This is a genomic window from Denitromonas ohlonensis (assembly GCF_007625205.1).
GTDB lineage: Bacteria > Pseudomonadota > Gammaproteobacteria > Burkholderiales > Rhodocyclaceae > Nitrogeniibacter > Nitrogeniibacter ohlonensis.
This window is the reverse complement of the sequence record NZ_VMNI01000021.1, coordinates 35,467-53,371: the sequence shown is the minus strand read 5'-3', so window position 1 is coordinate 53,371 and position 17,905 is coordinate 35,467. Positions and strand designations below refer to the sequence as shown.

The 17,905-nt window shown below is 63.5% G+C and carries 17 protein-coding genes and 1 tRNA gene; 7 read left to right on the top strand and 11 right to left on the bottom strand.

Features of this window, described 5'->3' with window-relative positions; genetic code table 11:
• Positions 1 to 208: 208 nt before the first annotated feature.
• The gene (locus tag FHP89_RS18665; protein ID WP_144179321.1) at positions 209 to 856 is read left to right on the top strand and encodes a prepilin-type N-terminal cleavage/methylation domain-containing protein; all 648 of its coding nucleotides are present in this window, start codon (positions 209 to 211) and stop codon (positions 854 to 856) included.
• Here FHP89_RS18665 and FHP89_RS18660 read toward each other — a convergent pair.
• Positions 853 to 2,823 (bottom strand): monovalent cation:proton antiporter family protein, encoded by a 1,971-nt coding sequence (locus tag FHP89_RS18660; RefSeq protein WP_144179320.1) that lies wholly within the window; start codon positions 2,821 to 2,823, stop codon positions 853 to 855. The genes FHP89_RS18665 and FHP89_RS18660 overlap by 4 nt on opposite strands.
• Before the next feature lie 108 nt (positions 2,824 to 2,931).
• On the opposite strand from FHP89_RS18660, the gene FHP89_RS18655 reads away from it, so the two are divergent.
• From FHP89_RS18655 to phaP, 5 genes are all read left to right on the top strand, one after another.
• Positions 2,932 to 3,921, top strand: a complete 990-nt coding sequence (locus tag FHP89_RS18655; protein ID WP_144179319.1) for a KpsF/GutQ family sugar-phosphate isomerase — start codon at positions 2,932 to 2,934, stop codon at positions 3,919 to 3,921.
• Between the two features lie 9 nt (positions 3,922 to 3,930).
• Positions 3,931 to 4,506 (top strand): LPS export ABC transporter periplasmic protein LptC, encoded by a 576-nt coding sequence (lptC, locus tag FHP89_RS18650; RefSeq protein WP_144179318.1) that lies wholly within the window; start codon positions 3,931 to 3,933, stop codon positions 4,504 to 4,506.
• Entirely contained in the window at positions 4,503 to 5,027 is a 525-nt protein-coding gene (gene lptA, locus FHP89_RS18645; protein ID WP_144179317.1) for a lipopolysaccharide transport periplasmic protein LptA, read from the top strand. Before lptC ends, lptA begins: the two co-directional genes overlap by 4 nt.
• 55 nt (positions 5,028 to 5,082) lie before the next feature.
• Positions 5,083 to 5,859, top strand: coding sequence for an enoyl-CoA hydratase (locus FHP89_RS18640; RefSeq protein WP_144179316.1), 777 nt, complete (start codon positions 5,083 to 5,085; stop codon positions 5,857 to 5,859).
• A 340-nt stretch (positions 5,860 to 6,199) separates the two neighbouring features.
• The gene (gene phaP / locus FHP89_RS18635) at positions 6,200 to 6,760 is read left to right on the top strand and encodes a phasin family protein (protein ID WP_144179315.1); all 561 of its coding nucleotides are present in this window, start codon (positions 6,200 to 6,202) and stop codon (positions 6,758 to 6,760) included.
• A gap of 495 nt (positions 6,761 to 7,255) precedes the next feature.
• Here the strand turns inward: phaP and FHP89_RS18630 are convergent, their stop codons facing one another.
• The 10 genes from FHP89_RS18630 to FHP89_RS18585 all read right to left on the bottom strand — a co-directional run bounded on the left by FHP89_RS18630 (position 7,256) and on the right by FHP89_RS18585 (position 17,570).
• Complete coding sequence (locus tag FHP89_RS18630; RefSeq protein ID WP_144179444.1) at positions 7,256 to 7,999, bottom strand: lysophospholipid acyltransferase family protein; 744 nt, start codon at positions 7,997 to 7,999, stop codon at positions 7,256 to 7,258.
• A gap of 7 nt (positions 8,000 to 8,006) precedes the next feature.
• Positions 8,007 to 8,543 (bottom strand): D-glycero-beta-D-manno-heptose 1,7-bisphosphate 7-phosphatase, encoded by a 537-nt coding sequence (gmhB, locus tag FHP89_RS18625; protein ID WP_144179443.1) that lies wholly within the window; start codon positions 8,541 to 8,543, stop codon positions 8,007 to 8,009.
• A 28-nt stretch (positions 8,544 to 8,571) separates the two neighbouring features.
• The gene (gene glyS / locus FHP89_RS18620; RefSeq protein ID WP_144179442.1) at positions 8,572 to 10,656 is read right to left on the bottom strand and encodes a glycine--tRNA ligase subunit beta; all 2,085 of its coding nucleotides are present in this window, start codon (positions 10,654 to 10,656) and stop codon (positions 8,572 to 8,574) included.
• Positions 10,656 to 11,582: a glycine--tRNA ligase subunit alpha gene (gene glyQ, locus FHP89_RS18615; protein ID WP_144179441.1), complete on the bottom strand. Its 927-nt coding sequence runs from the start codon at positions 11,580 to 11,582 to the stop codon at positions 10,656 to 10,658. The genes glyS and glyQ overlap by 1 nt, the downstream gene beginning before the upstream one ends.
• 127 nt (positions 11,583 to 11,709) lie before the next feature.
• Positions 11,710 to 13,203 carry an apolipoprotein N-acyltransferase gene (gene lnt / locus FHP89_RS18610; protein WP_144179440.1) on the bottom strand — a complete coding sequence of 498 codons (1,494 nt, stop codon included), beginning with the start codon at positions 13,201 to 13,203 and terminating at the stop codon, positions 11,710 to 11,712.
• Positions 13,203 to 14,045 carry an HlyC/CorC family transporter gene (locus tag FHP89_RS18605; protein WP_144179439.1) on the bottom strand — a complete coding sequence of 281 codons (843 nt, stop codon included), beginning with the start codon at positions 14,043 to 14,045 and terminating at the stop codon, positions 13,203 to 13,205. Before FHP89_RS18605 ends, lnt begins: the two co-directional genes overlap by 1 nt.
• 44 nt (positions 14,046 to 14,089) lie before the next feature.
• Positions 14,090 to 14,800: an rRNA maturation RNase YbeY gene (gene ybeY / locus FHP89_RS18600; RefSeq protein WP_144179438.1), complete on the bottom strand. Its 711-nt coding sequence runs from the start codon at positions 14,798 to 14,800 to the stop codon at positions 14,090 to 14,092.
• Entirely contained in the window at positions 14,787 to 15,779 is a 993-nt protein-coding gene (locus FHP89_RS18595) for a PhoH family protein (protein WP_144179437.1), read from the bottom strand. The genes ybeY and FHP89_RS18595 overlap by 14 nt, the downstream gene beginning before the upstream one ends.
• Positions 15,780 to 17,117: a tRNA (N6-isopentenyl adenosine(37)-C2)-methylthiotransferase MiaB gene (miaB, locus tag FHP89_RS18590; RefSeq protein WP_144179436.1), complete on the bottom strand. Its 1,338-nt coding sequence runs from the start codon at positions 17,115 to 17,117 to the stop codon at positions 15,780 to 15,782.
• A gap of 9 nt (positions 17,118 to 17,126) precedes the next feature.
• On the bottom strand, positions 17,127 to 17,570 hold the full coding sequence (locus FHP89_RS18585; protein ID WP_144179435.1) for a hypothetical protein: 444 nt from the start codon (positions 17,568 to 17,570) through the stop codon (positions 17,127 to 17,129).
• A gap of 87 nt (positions 17,571 to 17,657) precedes the next feature.
• Between FHP89_RS18585 and FHP89_RS18580 the strand changes: the two genes are divergently transcribed.
• Positions 17,658 to 17,734 (top strand) — tRNA-Met (locus FHP89_RS18580).
• Positions 17,735 to 17,905: the final 171 nt, after the last annotated feature.

The window sequence follows — 17,905 nt, the reverse complement described above, 5'->3', positions numbered from 1 at the left end:
CATTGTAGTGAATGTCCAGAAAATCGATCAGGCCACCCGATACGCCACAAAAAGTGACGAATCAATGACACCCGCTGTCAACATTTCGACACCTCGTCGTCAGCTATCGGTCACTTTCCCGCGCCATTCCATACGGATCGCGCCTATCACCTTGGAAATAGACCGGCACGCAACTTGCTTACCCTAAGCGTATTGTGGAGATCTTTCAATGAAAAGCCCCCCCCGGAAATACCAGCGTGGCTTCACGCTCGTGGAGATCGCGGTCGTCCTTGTCATCATCGGCCTGCTGCTCGGCGGCGTGCTGAAAGGCCAGGAGTTGATCAACAACGCCAAGGTCAAGAGCCTGGTGCAAGAGTTCAACAACGTGTCGACCATGATCTATGGCTATCAGGACCGGTTCCGCTTTCTGCCCGGCGACGATCCGCAGGTGGTCAACCATGTAGCTGGCACACTCGCCACGACACCTGCCAGCAGCATTGGCAACAGTCGTATCGACGGCGACTGGAACTCCACCACGGCCACCGACGAATCCTTTCTGTTCTGGCAGCATGTGCGCCTTGCCGGTCTGGCAACCGGGAGCACCGTCATCACGGCAGCGGACTACCCGGAGTTGAACGTCGAGAACGGTCGACTCGGCGTAACGAGCACCGCGCCCATCACCGGCTTTCCAGGCCAGTTCTTTATCTGCTCGGGCAACCTGTCAACGCGATTTGCCCGTCAGATCGACACCACCATGGATGACGGCGTCACCAACACCGGCACCGTGAGAACGCTGGATTCGACCAATGCGGCGGTCAACCTCACTGCCGCCAACGAAAACGACGGCAATCTCTACACCGTCTGCGCGGGCTACTAAACCCCCTGCATCAGCCGCTGCTCGGCCAGTTCCAGATTGCCTGGCACACCGAGCAGCACCACCACATCGCCGGCCTGGATGTCGGTTTCCGGCCCCGGGCTGAGCCCACGGATGTTGCGTCGGCGCACGACGGACACCGTCACGTTCAGCACCGCAAAATCCATGTCGCCGATGGTCTGCCCCACCGACCCGGCGCCCGGCGGTATCACCACCGAATGCAGCCGTGACTGCTGGGACTCCGGCCCCTCCGGCGCGTCATCGGCGCCATGAAACAAGCCTTGCATCAATGCGTAACGCTGACTGCGAATCTCGCGGATGCGGCGCAGCACGCGATTGAGCGGCACGCCGATCAGCGCCAGGGCATGCGAGGCGAGCATGATGCTGCCCTCAAAGGCTTCGGTGACCACTTCGGCCGCGCCCGCATCCGACAGCTTGATCATTTCGGCCTCATCCACCGCCCGCGCCACGACCGGCAAGTCCGGTCGCATCGCCTGCACGTGGTGAATCACCCGCAAGGCCGCATCCACACCGGAGAACGACACCACCACCGCGCTGGCCCGCATCACGCCGGCCGCCTGCAGTGTTTCGTGGCGGGCGGCGTCGCCGTACACCACGGTGTCGCCCGCCGCGCCAGCCTCCCGCACCCGCTCGGGGTCGAGGTCCAGCGCCACATAGCTGATGCCCTCCTGCTCAAAGAAACGCGCCAGATGCTGACCGCTGCGACCGTAGCCGCAGATCACGATATGCCCGGTGGTGTTCAGGCTCTGCGCGGCCACCCGGGTCAGTTCCATCGAGCGCATCAGCCACTCCGACGCCACAAAGCGCATCACCAGCTTGTCGCTCACCTGCACGATCAGCGGCGCCACCAGCATCGACAACACCAGTGCCGCCACCGTCACCTGCAGCAACACCGGCGAAAGCAGATCCAGTCCGTCGATCTGCGAGAGCAGCACAAACCCGAACTCACCGCCTGCGCACAACCACAGGCCGGTACGCATGGCGGTGCCAGGCGTCCCGCCAAACAAGCGCGAGGCGCCACCGGCGATCAATAGCTTGAAGATCAGCAAGGCGGCCACCATGCCCAGCACGGCAGGCAGGTGAAGCAGGATTTCGCCCACATCCAGGAACATGCCGACGGTGACGAAGAACAGGCCGAGCAGCACGTCCCGGAACGGCTTGATGTCCTCCTCCACCTGATAGCGATACTCGGTTTCGGAGATCAGCATGCCCGCCAGAAAGGCGCCGAGCGCCAGCGACAGCCCCACCAGCTCACTCAGCCAGGCCAGGCCGAGGGTGATCAGCAGCACATTGAGCATGAACAGCTCACCCGAGCGCCGCCGCGCCACCAAGGTAAACCAGGCCCGCATCAGACGCTGGCCAAACACCAGCACCAGGGCCAGCATGGCTGCCGCTTTGATCGCCGCCACCGACAGCGTCGCAAACAAGGCGTCGCCGGGCTGCGACAAGGCCGGGATCAGGATCAACAGCGGCACCACCGCGATATCCTGAAACAGCAGCACACCAATGACTTCCCGGCCATGCCGGGATTCAAGCTCCATCCGGTCGGTCAACAATTTGGACAGGATCGCGGTCGACGACATGGTCAGAATGCTGCCCAGGGCAAAACTGGTCAGCAGGCTCAGGCCGAGCGCCCAGCCAATCAGCATCACCAGCGCAATCGAGCCTGTGACCTGCGCCGCCCCCAGACCAAACACGATGCGCTTCATCGCCACCAGGCGGGGCAGCGAAAACTCCAGCCCGATCGAGAACATCAGGAAGACCACGCCGAACTCCGCCAAGTGGCGCGCGCCGGCCGAGTCTTCCATCAAATTCAGCGCATGCGGCCCCACCGCCGCACCAACCAGCAGATAGCCGAGCACGGGGGGGAGGTTAATACTACGAAACAGGCCGACCACCAGCACGGCGGCGGCAAGCAACAACAGAACCAGTTCCAGGGTATTGACCATGCGCGACGCCAGTTGTCCTCAATCCGCGGGGCATCAGGCCGAAAGGGCGGCAGCGGCCTTCTGATATACTTTTCGTCCAAGTTTAACCGCAATCTTCGACCCACCCCAATGTCCCGCCCCACCTCATTTTCGCCGGAAGCATCTCTGGCGCAGGCGCGTCGTGTCCTCACCATCGAGGCCGCCGCAGTCGCTGCGCTGATCCCCCGTCTCGACGCGGCGTTTCCGCGCGCGGTGGAAATGATCCTGGCCGCACCGGGGCGCGTGGTCGTGACCGGCATTGGCAAAACCGGGCATATCGGCCGCAAGCTCGCCGCCACGCTGGCCAGCACCGGCACCCCGGCCTACTTCGTCCACGCGGCCGAAGCAGCCCACGGCGATCTGGGCATGATCACCTCCGCCGACGTGGTGATTGCCCTCTCCCACTCCGGCAGCAGCGCCGAGTTGCTCACCATCGTGCCACTGGTCAAGCGCCAGGGCGCGCGCCTGATCGCCATCACCGGCCACGCCAACTCGCCGCTTGCCAAGGAGTCCGACGTCCATCTGGATGCCGGCGTCAGTGAAGAAGCCTGCTCGCTCAACCTCGCGCCCACGGCCAGCACCACCGCCGCGCTGGCCATGGGCGATGCCCTGGCCGTCGCCCTGCTCGACGCGCGCGGCTTTGCCGAAGCCGACTTCGCCCGCAGCCACCCCGGCGGTTCGCTGGGCCGGCGCCTGCTCACCCATGTGCGCGACGTCATGCGCAGCGGACCGGCGCTGCCGCTAGTCCGCCCGAACGCCAGCGTGACCGACGCCTTGCTCGAAATGTCGCGCGGCGGCATGGGCATGGCCATCGTGGCCGACGCCAACGCGCAGCCAACCGGCATCTTTACCGACGGCGACCTGCGCCGCGCGCTGGCCGGCACCGACGACATCCGCCACGCGGCACTCACCACGCTGATGACCCGCAATCCGCGCAGCATCGGGCCGGACGCCCTGGCAGCCGAAGCGGCCGAGCTGATGGAACGCCACCGCATCAACCAATTGCTGGTCGTTGATACCGACGGCACGCTCGTTGGTGCGCTCAACATGCACGACCTGATGCAAGCCAAGGTCATCTGAGTCCGCCGCATGCGCCTGAGCCCCCAGCATCTCTACCCGATCATGGCACTGGCAGCGCTCGCCGCCGGCAGCATCTGGCTGGAACGGATCAGCACAGACCCCAACGCCACGCCCGAACCCAAAGCCATGCTTGGCCCCGACGTCATCGTCGAACACATGGCCTTGACCCGCTTCGACCTCACCGGCACGCCGCAGTACTACATCGACGCGCAACAAATGCGCCACCTCCCCGCCCAGGCGCAATCCGAACTCATCGAACCCATCGTGCGCTACGAACGCGATGGCATGCACTTGCGCCTGACCGCCGACCACGGCGTCACACGTGACGATGGCGAGCGCGTCGACCTCAAAGGCCAGGTTCGCGCCCAACGTACGCTGCCCGACAAACCCGAATCCACCTTCACCTCGGACACCCTGGTGCTGTGGCCCAATACCGAACAAGCCAAGTCCATTGATCCGGTCGTGCTGACCCAGGACGGCGCCGTCGTCTACAGCAAGGGCATGACCGCCGACAACCTGTTTGGCGAAATCACCCTCACCGGCGGCGTCGTCGCCAACCTGCCCATCAAGCGGAAGCAACCATGAACACACGCCTCTGTCTGCTCGCCCTCACCGCCAGCCTCTGGGCGGGCCACGCGATCGCCGAACGTGGCGACCGCAGCCAGCCCGTCAACATCGAAGCCGATAAGGTCACGGTGGATGAGCGCAAGAAAATCCACCTGTTTGAAGGTAAAGTCGTCCTCACCCAGGGCACGCTCGAAATCCGTGGCGACACCCTCACCGTCACCCAGGATGCCGACGGCTTCCAGAAAGGCGTTGCCACCAGCCACGGCAAAGGCCTGGCCCGCTTCAAGCAAAAACGCGACGGCACGGGCGATTACGTCAACGGCACGGCCGAGCGCATCGAATACGACGGCCGCACCCAGATGACCCACTTCTACATCCGGGCCCATGTCACCAGCGGCAAGGACGAAGTCCAGGGCGAATTCATCGAATACGATGGTTACACCGGCCAGTATGTGGTCACCAACAGCGGCTCCAAATCGGCCAACACCGGCGGATCGAGTCGCGTGCGCGCCGTCATCCAGCCCAAGACCGCGCAGTAAGCCCCCACAATCAAACGACGGGCAGCGCCCGATCGACAACACAAGGAGAAACGCAGTGAGTTACGAGAACATCCTGGTAGAGACGCGCGGCCGCGTCGGCCTCATTACCCTCAATCGCCCCAAGGCACTCAACGCACTCAACGATGTGCTGGTCGACGAAGTCGGCGCCGCGCTCGACGCCTTCGAGTCGAACGACGACATCGGCGCGATCGTCATCACCGGGTCTGAGAAAGCCTTTGCCGCCGGCGCCGACATCGGTGCCATGGCCACGTTCTCGTACATGGACGCCTACCTGAGCGACTACATCACCCGCAACTGGGAACGCGTCAAGACCTGCCGCAAGCCCATCATCGCAGCCGTCGCCGGCTACGCGCTGGGCGGCGGATGCGAAATGGCCATGGCCTGCGACATCATCATCGCCGCCGACACCGCCAAATTCGGTCAGCCCGAAATCAAGCTCGGCATTCTTCCGGGTGCCGGTGGCACGCAGCGCCTGCCGCGTGCGGTCAGCAAGGCCAAGGCCATGGACATGTGCCTGACCGCCCGCATGATGGACGCCATCGAGGCCGAGCGCGCCGGCCTGGTATCCCGCGTCGTGCCCGCCGACAAACTGCTGGACGAAGCCCTCGCCGCGGCCGAGACCATCGCCGGCTTCTCGCTGCCCGTGGTCATGATGATCAAGGAGTCGGTCAACCGCGCCTACGAGTCCGGCCTGTCCGAAGGCCTGCTCTTTGAGCGTCGCGTCTTCCACTCAGCGTTTGCACTCGAAGACCAGAAAGAAGGCATGGCCGCCTTCGTCGAAAAACGGGCCGCAGACTTCAAGCACCGTTAAGCTCGCCCCGGGGCGGCGGCCGCTCGGCCACGCCCCTCGCGCCCGCCTGCGGCGCCCTCGTCCCACCCCGCCCCGGCCGTCACATCACGGCAACATCCAGCTGACACACTGCAACAGCCGAATCACGGCGACATTCGCATCGGCTATCTATCGCGCAGATGACGGGATCAGCCATCCATCAAACAGCTTGCAGCAAGCCGATGTTTTGTATCAATATTTTTCTTGAAAATGAAGTTGTGCGACGCAACATTTCTGTTGACAGCAGATTTTTTCTGCCTATAATCCAAACCATGCCGCACCGCAGCATTACGTGGCCACCAACTTAACTCAGGAGAAACACATGTTCGCCACCCCCGAGCAATTCGCCGCTACCAACAAAGCCAACATCGAAACCGTGCTGACGCTGGCTAACGCCGCTTTCGCCAGTGCCGAGCGTCTGGCCGCCCTGAACCTGAACACCGCCCGTGTCTTCCTGGAAGACGGCGTGGCCAACACCAAGGCCCTGATGGCCGTCAAGGACGCACAAGAGTTCGTGACCATTCAAAGCACCCTGGCTCAGCCGGCTGTCGAGAAAATGGTTGCCTACGCTCGCAGCGTTTACGAAATCGCCACCCAGAGCCAGGACGAAGTGTCCAAGCTGATGGAAGGCCAGATCGCTGAAGTGAACAAGGGTGTTGCTGAAGCCCTCGACAAGGCTGCCAAGTCCGCACCGGCTGGTTCCGACGTCGCTGTTGCTGCCGTCAAGTCCGCCATCGCCGCCGCCAACTCCGCTTACGACAGCATGAACAAAGCTGCCAAGCAAGTGGCCGAGATCGCTGAAGCCAACGTTGCCGCTGCTACCAGCGCCACCGTCAAGGCGGTGGGCACCGCTCAGAAAGCCGGCACCAAGAAAGCTGCCTAATCAGCACGCGACTTGATGTTGAAGAGACCCCGCTTCGGCGGGGTCTTTTTTTGTCTGTACCGCCGGGCGACGGCACACGACCGCGGCTCGAAACGCCTCGCCCCCAAGACCCGGCTGGCCCCGCAGCGCCCGCCCGTACCGCCCCTGCTCGCCCACCCGACGACAATCCCCCCCCCTTGACGCGCCACGCTTCGGCGAGTTGCTTCGGCGAGTTGCTTCGGCGAGTTGCTTCGGCGAGTTGCTTCGGTGAGTTGCTTCGGTGAGTTGCTTCGGTGAGTTGCTTCGGTGAGTTGCTTCGGTGAGTTGCTTCGGTGAGTTGCTTCGGTGAGTTGCTTCGGTGAGTTGCTTCGGTGAGTTGCTTCGGTGGGGAGCTTTGGCAAAAACGCCGTGACCAGGCGAGCAAGATTCACCGACACCGCGACCGGAAAAACATCAGAGCATCACGCAGCCCATCCATGCGGGCCTGGCAAGCGACGCCAAGCCTCGCATGAGAAATCAGGCCGTGCCCTGCACCGCCTCATCGGGATAGTGCGACGGAAACAGGCGCCGCATCTCGCTCTCGATCCAGGCCTCGGCGCGTCGGTTGACCTCATCCGGCGCCAGACCGGCCGGGTCGATCTCCGGACCGATGCTGACCACGATCTCGCCGGGCTGCTTGACGAAGGCGTTGCGGCGCCAGAACTCGCCGGCGTTGTGCGCAATCGGCAGCACCGGAACACCAGCCTTGATGCCCAACCATGCGCCGCCCGCCTTGTAGCGACGGGTCGCGCCCGGCTCGACGCGCGTCCCCTCGGGAAACACCACCACGTAAAAGCCTTCGCTCAAACGGGCCTTGCCCTGCTCCACCACCTGCGCCAGTGCGTCTTTGCCCGCGGCGCGGTCAATGGCGATGTTGGGCATTTTCCCGAGCCCCCAGCCAAAGAACGGCAGGCGAAGCAATTCGCGCTTGAGCACGAAACAGATCGGCGGCAGGATGCGTTGCAGCGCGATGGTCTCCCAGGCCGACTGGTGTTTGCACAGCACCACGCAAGGATCCGCAGGGATGTTGTCCGCACCGATCACGCGATGCCGAATGCCCAGCAAATGCTTGATGAACCACATGGCCAGCGTCGTCCAGCCACCGATGAGTCGATAGCGGGTCTGCGGCGGCAGCGGCGTGCTGAGCATGCCGACCAGGGCAAACACCGGCGTAATGAACACCAGCACCACGGCAAACAGGGTTGAACGAATCAGGGGCATGGCCAGCTCAGTCCAGCAAAAGAGTGTCCGCAATCGCAGACAGATCGGGAAAGATCAGGGTGTCGGGCGGCAGCTCGGGATCTTCGCGGGTACGCTCGCCCTTGCCGGTCAGCACCAGATAGGTCTGACAGCCGACGGCGCGCCCGGCTTGCAGGTCGCGCAAACTGTCGCCAACCATCGGCACGCCGGTCAGATCGATATTGAAGCGCGACTCGATCTGCTTGAACAGGCCGGGCTTCGGCTTGCGGCAATCACAGGTCGAGTCCGCCGCATGGGGGCAGAAAAAAATCGCATCCAGCCGCCCGCCAACCTGCGCCAGGGACTCCACCATCTTGGCGTTGATGGCGTTGAGCGTATCCATGCCAAACAGGCCACGGCCCACGCCGGACTGATTCGACGCGAGCACCACCCGCCAGCCCGACTGGTTGAGCCGGGCAATGGCTTCGAGCGAACCGGGGATGGGAATCCACTCTTCGGGCGACTTGATGAACTGGTCGGAGTCCTGGTTGATAACCCCGTCCCGATCAAGAATGATCATTTTCATAGGCCTGCCTCCCGGCGGGTAATGGCACTCACACGGACAGTCGTGACAGATCGGCCACGCGATTCATCTGGCGCGCCAGTGCCGCGAGCAAGGCCAGACGGTTGGCACGAATGAGCGGCTCCTCGGCCATCACCATGACGTCTTCGAAGAAGCGATCGACCGCCGCACGCAAGCCGGCCAGCACACGCAGGGCTTCGGCGTCATCCTCGTTGTCGAAGTAGGCATCCACCTGCGGCGAGACCTGATTGAGCTGTTCGAACAGCGCTTTTTCAGCCGGCTCTTGCAGCAAGGTGACATCGGGCTGGCCCGGCACGGCGTCGGTTTTCTTGAGGATGTTGATGATCCGCTTGTTGGCCGCGGCCAGCGCTTCGGCCTCGGGCAGCGCGCGGAAGGCCGAGACCGCGGCCAATCGCGCCGGTACGCGGTCGATGCGCATCGGGTTGAGCGCCAGCACGGCGTCGATTTCCTCGCCCGCGTGACCGGCCTCGCGCAGCAGATGGCGCAGACGGTCCTGCATGAAGCCGAGCAGCGCCTCGGGCACTGGCTCGGTCAGTTGACCGGCCGCAAAGCCCTGAACAGCGTCGGCGATGAGTGCCGACAGATCCAACGGCAACGGGGTTTCCATCAGGATGCGCAGCACGCCGAGCGCGGCACGACGCAGGCCGAAGGGGTCTTTGTCTCCGGTGGGCACCTGGCCAATGCCAAAGAAGCCGACCAGCGCGTCGAGTTTGTCGGCCAGCGCCACCGCGGCGGCCACATTGCCTTGCGGCAGTGCGTCACCGGCGAAGCGCGGCAGATAGTGTGCCTGCACGGCATCGGCCACCACCTCGCCCTCGCCGTCGTTGAGCGCGTAGTAGCGGCCCATCACGCCTTGCAGCTCGGGGAATTCACCGACCATGTCGGTGACCAGATCGGCCTTGGCCAGACGCGCAGCACGCGCAGCGGCGGTTTGGTCAGCACCGAGTCGCGCCGCGATCTTGCCGGCCAGCACTTCGAGGCGCTCGACCCGGCTCAGCACGCTGCCGAGTTTGTTGTGATAGACCACGTTGGCGAGACGCTCAACGCGGGCGGCCAGCGGCTGCTTGCGGTCGGTGTCGAAGAAGAAGCGCGCATCGGCCAGGCGCGGGCGCACCACGCGCTGGTTGCCGGTGATGATGTTCGACGGATCCTGCGGGCGCATGTTCGAGACAATCAGGAAGCGATTGAGCAGCTTGCCCTCGGCATTGAACAGCGGGAAGTACTTCTGGTTGGCCCGCATGGTCAGGATCAGGCATTCCTGCGGCACGGCCAGGAAGTCGGCCTCGAACTCGCCCACATACACCGTCGGATGCTCGACCAGCGCGGCCACTTCGTCGAGCAGATCGGCGTATTCGTCCAGGCTGGCGTTCTGACGCGCGGCCTCGGCGGTGAGTTGGGCGTCGATATCGGCGCGGCGCTCGTCGAAGTTCGGAATCACCTTGCCTTCGGCCAGCAGCGTGGTTTCATACGCATCGGCATTGGCCACGCTCAGCTCGCCACGACTCATGAAGCGGTGCCCCATGGTGAGGTTGCCCGAGTCGAGATCCAGCACCTGCCCCGGCACGACGCGATCGCCGTGCATCAGGATGAGCTTGTGCACCGGCCGCACGAACTGCGCCTCGCCCGCGCCCCAGCGCATCACTTTCGGAATCGGCAGCGCCTTGACGGCGATGCCCACCACCTCGGCCAGCACCGCGTCCAGACTCGCGCCCGGCACCAGGCTGGTATAGAACAGCGCCTCGGCCTTGCCGTCCATGCGGCGTTCAAACTTAGGCACTTCACTGACGTCGATGCCCTTGGCTTCGAGCTTTTTCAGCAGTGGTGCTTTCGGCGTGCCATCAGCCTCAAAGGCCACCGCCACCGGCATGAGCTTTTCGGTGACTTCGCGCGCTGGCGCAGTCGCGCGCACACCGGCAATGGTCACCGCCAGACGGCGCGGCGAGGCGTAGGGACGAAAGCCGGCGTCCGCATCGGCCAGCCCACGCGAAACGAGTTCTTCCTGAATACGACGGGCAAAGGCCTCGCCCAGACGCGGCAGCGCCTTGGGCGGGAGTTCTTCGGTGAGCAGTTCGACGAGCAGGGTCGCGTTCGACATCACGCGGCCTCCTTGGAGTTCGGTTGTGATTCACCCAGCATCGGAAAGCCGAGGGCTTCACGCGAGGCAAAGTAGGCGGCCGCGACGCTGCGCGACAGGTTGCGGATGCGGCCGATGTAGGCCGCGCGTTCGGTTACCGAAATGGCGCCGCGCGCATCGAGCAGGTTGAAGGCGTGCCCGGCCTTGAGCACCATCTCGTAGGCCGGCAGCGCCACGCCAACGTCCATCAGGCGCTTGGCTTCGGACTCGTAACCCGAGAACAGCGAGAACAGAAAATCAACGTTCGCGTGCTCGAAATTGTAGGTCGATTGCTCGACCTCGTTCTGGTGATAGACATCGCCGTAGGTCACCGGCCGGCCATCGGGCGCGATCGACCAGACCAGGTCGTACACGTTCTCGACGCCTTGCAGATACATCGCCAGACGCTCCAGGCCATAGGTGATCTCGCCGAGCACCGGCTTGCAGTCGATGCCGCCGACTTGCTGGAAGTAGGTGAACTGCGTCACCTCCATGCCGTCCAGCCACACTTCCCAGCCGAGGCCCCAGGCGCCGAGCGTGGGGTTCTCCCAATCGTCTTCGACAAAGCGGATGTCGTGCGCGTTGGTATCGATGCCCAGCGCGCGCAGCGAATCCAGATACAGCTCCTGGATATTCAGCGGCGAGGGCTTGAGCACCACCTGAAACTGATAGTAGTGCTGCAGGCGGTTGGGGTTTTCGCCGTAACGGCCATCCTTGGGGCGGCGCGAGGGCTGCACATAGGCCGCGTGCCAGGGCTCCGGACCAATGGCGCGCAGGAAGGTGGCGGTATGCGAGGTGCCTGCGCCCACTTCCAGATCATAGGGTTGGAGCAGCACGCAGCCCCGCTCGCCCCAGAAATGCTGGAGGCGGAGGATGACTTCTTGGAACGTCGGTTTTTTTACGGACATGAGCTTGGCGGTCGGGCGACGACCGCGTAAGAAGCAAAACGCCGATTTTACTGGCTAAACGCCCGATGTCGAAGCCGGATCGTGCCTTTTGTCATGTCGAGGGCCAAAAGGCCTCCGCGCCAGGCGCTCAAGCTGAGGCCTCGCGCACCGGGTTGCGCCAGCGCGACCACATCGCCGGCAGCAAGGCGAGCACGGCCAGGCTCAAGGCCAGCGCGTCGCCCCAGCGCAGATACGGTGTCAGACCGGCCATGCCCTGCACCATTACGGTCAGCACATCGCGGGTAAACGGCGCCAGTGCACCGGCCACGCGGCCATCCGGCAAAATCGCCGCGGTCATGCCGGTATTGGTCGCCCGCAGCATCGGCCGACCGGTTTCCATGGCGCGCACACGGGCAATCTGAAGATGCTGGGGCTGGGCAAAGGAGTCGCCATACCAGGCCAGATTCGACAGATTGACCAGAATGCTCGCCTCGCCCGCCCGACGCCGGATCTCTTCGCCAAAGGTGTCTTCATAGCAAATGTTCAGCGCCAGGCGCTGGCCGGCCAGATGCATCAGCGGCTGATCCGCCGCGCCGCTGGTCTGGTTCGACATCGGAATCTTGGCCAAGCGATAAAACCAGTCGAAGCTCGGCGGCGAGTATTCGCCAAAGGGCACGAGATGCTGCTTGGCGTAGGTTTGGGTGGGCGAGTTGCCCACGCTGAGCGCGGCGTTGTAGATGTGGCCTTCGGCATCGCGCATGAACACGCCGACGATGGCGTCGCCCTTGCGCGCCGCGGCACTGGCCCCCATTTGCGCCAGATAGCCCGCCGGCAGACGCTCGGCGAGCATCGGCAGTGTCGACTCAGGCAACACCACGATCTGGGCCGGATGAGTGCGCACCAGTTCGAGGTTCAGATCCAGCCATTGCTGGAGGCGCTCGGGCTGCCATTTGAGATCTTGCTCGATATGCGTTTGCACCAGCGCGGCGGTCACCGGCTCGCCGTCGGGCACCGTCCACGCCACTGAACGCAGGCTCTGACCGAGGCCAAGCAAGAGCACGGCCGAAACGGTCCAGGGCATCAACCGCCCGGGCCCGCGCTGAATCATGATGCCAAAACCCGCCGCCAGCGCGGCAACCAGGGCACTCACGCCATACACGCCCAGCACCGGGAAGAAGCCGGCCAGCGGGCTGGGCGGCGTTTGGGAATAACCAATCGCCAGCCAGGGGAAGCCGGTCAGCACCCAGCCGCGCAAGTATTCGGTGAGCGCCCACAGACCGCCGGCGAGCAAGGCGTCACGCGCCGTTCGCCCGCTACGAAAGCGAACAAACAAGGCCGCGGCCACCGCCGGCCACAGCGCCAGATAGGTACAGAACAGAAAGATGCAGAAGGCAGCCAGCACCGAGGGCATGCCACCGAACTGGTGCAACGCGACGTACAGCCACGACACCCCGCCCAGAAACGAACCGAGCCCCCAGGACAGGCCAATGGCAAAGCCGATGCCAGCCTGATGCTGTCGCACCAGCAGGCCGAACAAGATGGCCAGACTCAGGACCGCCGCCGGAAACAGTTGAAAAGGGGCAAACCCAAGCACCGAGACGACGCCGGCGAGCATCGCCATCAGCGGCACACGAACGCGCATCAGGACTCCGTGGAAACGGGCTTTGGCGCAGCCTCGACCTGCAGGGTGTGAACCCGCCGGCTATCGGCGCGCAGCACCTGAATACGCAAGCCTTCGATGTTGACCACCTCGCCGCGCTTGGGCAGACGGCCGAGGTGCCGAATGACCAGCCCGCCGATGGTGTCGCAATCCTCTTCGCTGAAGTCGCGATCGAAGGCTTCGTTGAAGTCCTCGATCTCGGTGGTGGCTTTGACCCGGTAACGGCCCTGCTGGTCGAGGCGGATGTTGTCTTCGACCTCATCAAAGTCGAATTCGTCCTCGATGTCGCCGACGATCTGCTCCAGCACGTCTTCAATCGTCACCAGCCCGGCCACGCCGCCGTATTCATCGACCACGATGGCCATGTGATTGCGGCTGACACGGAACTCGCGCAGCAACACGTTGAGGCGCTTGGATTCGGGCACGAACACCGCGGGGCGCAGCATGTCGCGCACGTCGAGCTCTCGCCCGGCAAAGTAGCGCAGCAGATCCTTGGCCATCAGGATGCCGACCACATCGTCGCGGTTTTCACCCACGGCGGGGAAGCGTGAGTGGGCGGTGTCGATCACCACATTGGCAATGGCATCGATCGGGGAATCGAGCTGGACGATGTCCATCTGGGCGCGCGGCACCATCACTTCGCGCACCTGCATGTCGGAGACCTGCAGCGCGCCCTCGATGATGGACAGCGCATCGGCATCGAGCAGATTGCGCTCGAAGGCGGAATGCAGCAGGCCGATGAGTTCGTCGCGATCCTCCGGCTCAGGTGACAGCAAGGCCGAAAGACGGTCCAGCAAACTAGGTCGACTCGGGGGGTTATCCATTCAGGGGTTCAGACTCACAACAAAAATAAGTAACAGCTAAACGGTCATTCAGCATACGGGTCGGGGTAGCCCAGACCGGCGAGAATCTCGCGCTCCATGGCTTCCATGCCCTCAGCGTCGGCAGCGTCTTCATGATCCATCCCTTGCAGGTGAAGCATGCCGTGCACCACCAGGTGCGCCAGATGTGCGGTCAGCGATTTGCCCTGCGCCTCGGCTTCGGCCACCACCACGGGCAGGCAGATCACCAGGTCACCGGTCAGCGCGCCGTCCGATTCATCGTAGACGAAAGTCAGCACATTGGTCGCGTAATCCTTGTCGCGGTAGTCGGCGTTCAGCTTGCGGCCTTCGGCCTCGCCCACCCAACGCAGCGTCACATTGGCATCGCGCATCAAGGCGGCGTTCGCCCATTCACGGATCAGCTTCTTCTTGGGGCGCACACGCTTGGGCTCTTCTTCGGCCGGCACCGCGTTCTGCACGGTCAGCGTCAGCACCGGCTCGGCGTCGGCGTCCACACCGTCGATGAGGGTGTCCACATCCAGCATGACCAGATTGCAGGCCGCCGGTTTCAGCGTAATGACAGGCACGCCGGCGGGCGCCTCGGCTTGCAGTTCGATGTCGCCCTCGTCGGCAAACGGCAGGCTCAGCGTCAGCGTGCGGCCATCCGGCCAGCGCACTTCGATGGCCTCAGCCTTGAGCACACGGCTGCGACCGCGACTGTCGATGGCGTTGAAGGTCGGCAGATCATTCGTCGTCATTGCTGCGCTCCTTGTTGCGCTCCCGCGCGGCTTTGTCGCGGCGTTTGTTCATCAGTTCGTAGGCTTCGACGATGCGCGCCACCAGCGGGTGACGCACCACGTCTTCCTTGAGGAATTCGGTAAACGCGATGCCGCGCACACTGGCCAGGATATCGCAGGCCTCGCGCAGTCCGCTGTGATTGCCGCGTGGCAGGTCGATCTGGGTCAGGTCGCCGGTCACCACCGCCTTGGCGCCGATGCCGATGCGGGTGAGGAACATCTTCATCTGCTCGGGCGTGGTGTTCTGCGCCTCGTCGAGAATGATGAAGGCGCGGTTGAGCGTGCGCCCACGCATGAAGGCCAGCGGCGCGATCTCGATAACACCCCGCTCAAACAGCTTGCCCACCCGCTCGAAACCGAGCAGATCGTTGAGCGCGTCGTAGAGTGGACGCAGATAGGGATCGACTTTCTGGTTCAAATCCCCCGGCAAAAAACCCAGCCGCTCACCCGCCTCGACCGCCGGTCGGGTCAGGATGATGCGCTCGACATGCTCGCGCTCCAGCGCATCGACCGCACTGGCCACGGCAAGAAAGGTCTTGCCCGTGCCCGCCGGCCCAATGCCGAAGGTAATGTCGAACTCCTGGATCTGATTGAGATACTGCACCTGGCGCGGCGTGCGCCCGTGCAAGTCGGCCTTGCGGGTCAGCAGGGTCGGCGCCTTCTGGGGCATGTCAGCCGCATTGGCCAGCTCGACCAGCCCGAGCTGAATGTCATCGACGCTCAGATGCTCGCCCGACTGGGCATAAAAATGCCGCAGTGCCTGCATCGCCAGTTGCGCCTTGGCCGGCGCGCCGAGCAAGGTGAAATGCTCGCCGCGACGGGCAATCGCGATCTCGTACGCCGTTTCAATCTGGCGCAGGTTCTCGTCCAGCGTGCCGCACAGATTGACCAGCCGGGCGTTGTCCAGCGGCTCGAGGACCAACTCTAGTGATTTGGCCACTCAGACTTCCCGCGTCACGATGTCGCCACGCAAACTGTGCGGCAAGGCGGAGGTGATGGTGAGGTTGACAAACTGACCGATCAAGCGCGGATTGCCCACAAAATTGACCACCCGGTTGTTGTCGGTACGCGCTGCCAGCTCCTCGGTCGACTTCTTCGACACGCCCTCGACCAGCACCCGCTGCACCGAACCCACCATGGACTGGCTGATCACCTGTGCCTGCTCGTCGATACGCTTTTGCAAGCGCGACAGCCAGGCCAGCTTCTCGGTGTGCGGCACCGGGTCGTCCAGATCCGCCGCCGGCGTGCCGGGGCGCGAGCTATACACAAAGCTGAAGGACGAATCGAAACCGACCTCGTCGATCAGCTTCATGGTCTTTTCAAAATCCGCCTCGGTCTCGCCGGGGAAGCCGACGATGAAGTCAGACGACAGCGACAGATCCGGCCGCGCCGCGCGCAACTTGCGCACCACCGACTTGAACTCCAGCACAGAATAGCCGCGCTTCATGGCCGCCAGGATGCGGTCAGAGCCCGACTGCACCGGCAAATGCAAATGCGACACCAGCTGCGGCAACTTCTCGTACACCTCAAACATGCGCGGCGTCATCTCGCGCGGATGCGAAGTCGTGTAGCGCAGGCGCTCGATGCCGGGAATCTCCGCCACGCACTCGAGCAAAAACGCGAAGTCGCCGATTTCGGTGCCGCCCTTGTTCAGCGTGCCACGCCAGGCATTCACGTTCTGGCCCAGCAGCGTCACTTCCTTCACGCCCTGCGCGGTCAGCGTTGCCACCTCGGTCAGCACATCGTCCAGCGGGCGCGACACTTCTTCACCGCGGGTATAAGGCACCACACAGAAGCTGCAGTACTTCGAGCAACCTTCCATGATCGACACGAAGGCACTCGCGCCATCGACCCGCGCCGGCGGCATGGCGTCGAACTTCTCGATCTCAGGGAAAGAAATATCCACCTGCGAGCGACCCGAGCGTTTGCGCTCGGCAATCATCTGCGGCAGGCGGTGCAAGGTCTGCGGGCCGAACACCAGGTCGACATACGGCGCGCGCTTCACAATCGCGTCGCCTTCCTGGCTTGCCACACAGCCGCCCACACCGATGATCAGGCCCGGCTTCTGCTCCTTGAGCAGCCGCACCCGGCCCAGATCATGAAACACCCGCTCCTGCGCCTTCTCGCGCACCGAACAGGTATTGAACAGAATCACATCGGCATCTTCCGGGGAGTCGGTCTTGACCAGCCCCTCTTCCGCGCCCAGCACATCCACCATCTTGTCCGAGTCGTACTCGTTCATCTGGCAGCCAAAGGTGCGGATATAAACCTTCTTCATCGCCGCCCCTTACTTCTTGCGCTTGGCCAGCGCGGCCTGCTCTTGCGGCGAGAGGATCCAGATGCGGTTCACCATGCCCTGAAAGTCCGTCTTCACGCCCACCACATGGCTGCCGTACAGGTTCGACGGCATCACAATCATGTTATTTGCGTTGCGCACCTGCGCCGCCGGCGACAGCATCACCTTCTTCTCGCCGAGTATCACCGCGGCGCCTCCCTGGGCCACCATGGTGGTCACCACGACGTCGTCCGGCAACTGCCGCAGGCTTTGCGCCAACGCAACAGAAGACAAGAGGCATGCCGCCAACGCGGCAAACAAGGCAGTAAAACGAGAAATCAAAACAGGACCCGAACCGTTTCGCCGGAGGCGAAACCCTTTGTCAGCAAGGCAAAGATGGTCGCCGAAGCCCCCCGAAAAGTCAATGCAAGCACCTGATTCAACACGCCAAATCAAGCCCGAAAACCGCCGCCCCCACACCAACAAATCACGCCGCAACCCCTTGACAATACACAGGCTCTCTCATAGGATGCCGGGCTCGGCGGTGATGTAGCTCAGACGGTTAGAGCGATGGATTCATAACCCATAGGTCGGCGGTTCGATTCCGCCCATCACCACCAACAAATTCAGGGGCTTGCAGCGATGCAAGCCCCTTTCTCATTTAGCCGGGGTAGCACCGGGGTAGCAGCGCGCCGCCTCAGCACCGAAAACGCTCCTCCAGCTGCATCGCTGACTAACCGGTATCGAATGCCCTCATCTTCAAAGCCTCCCACCTCGACAGGGCCAGCTCT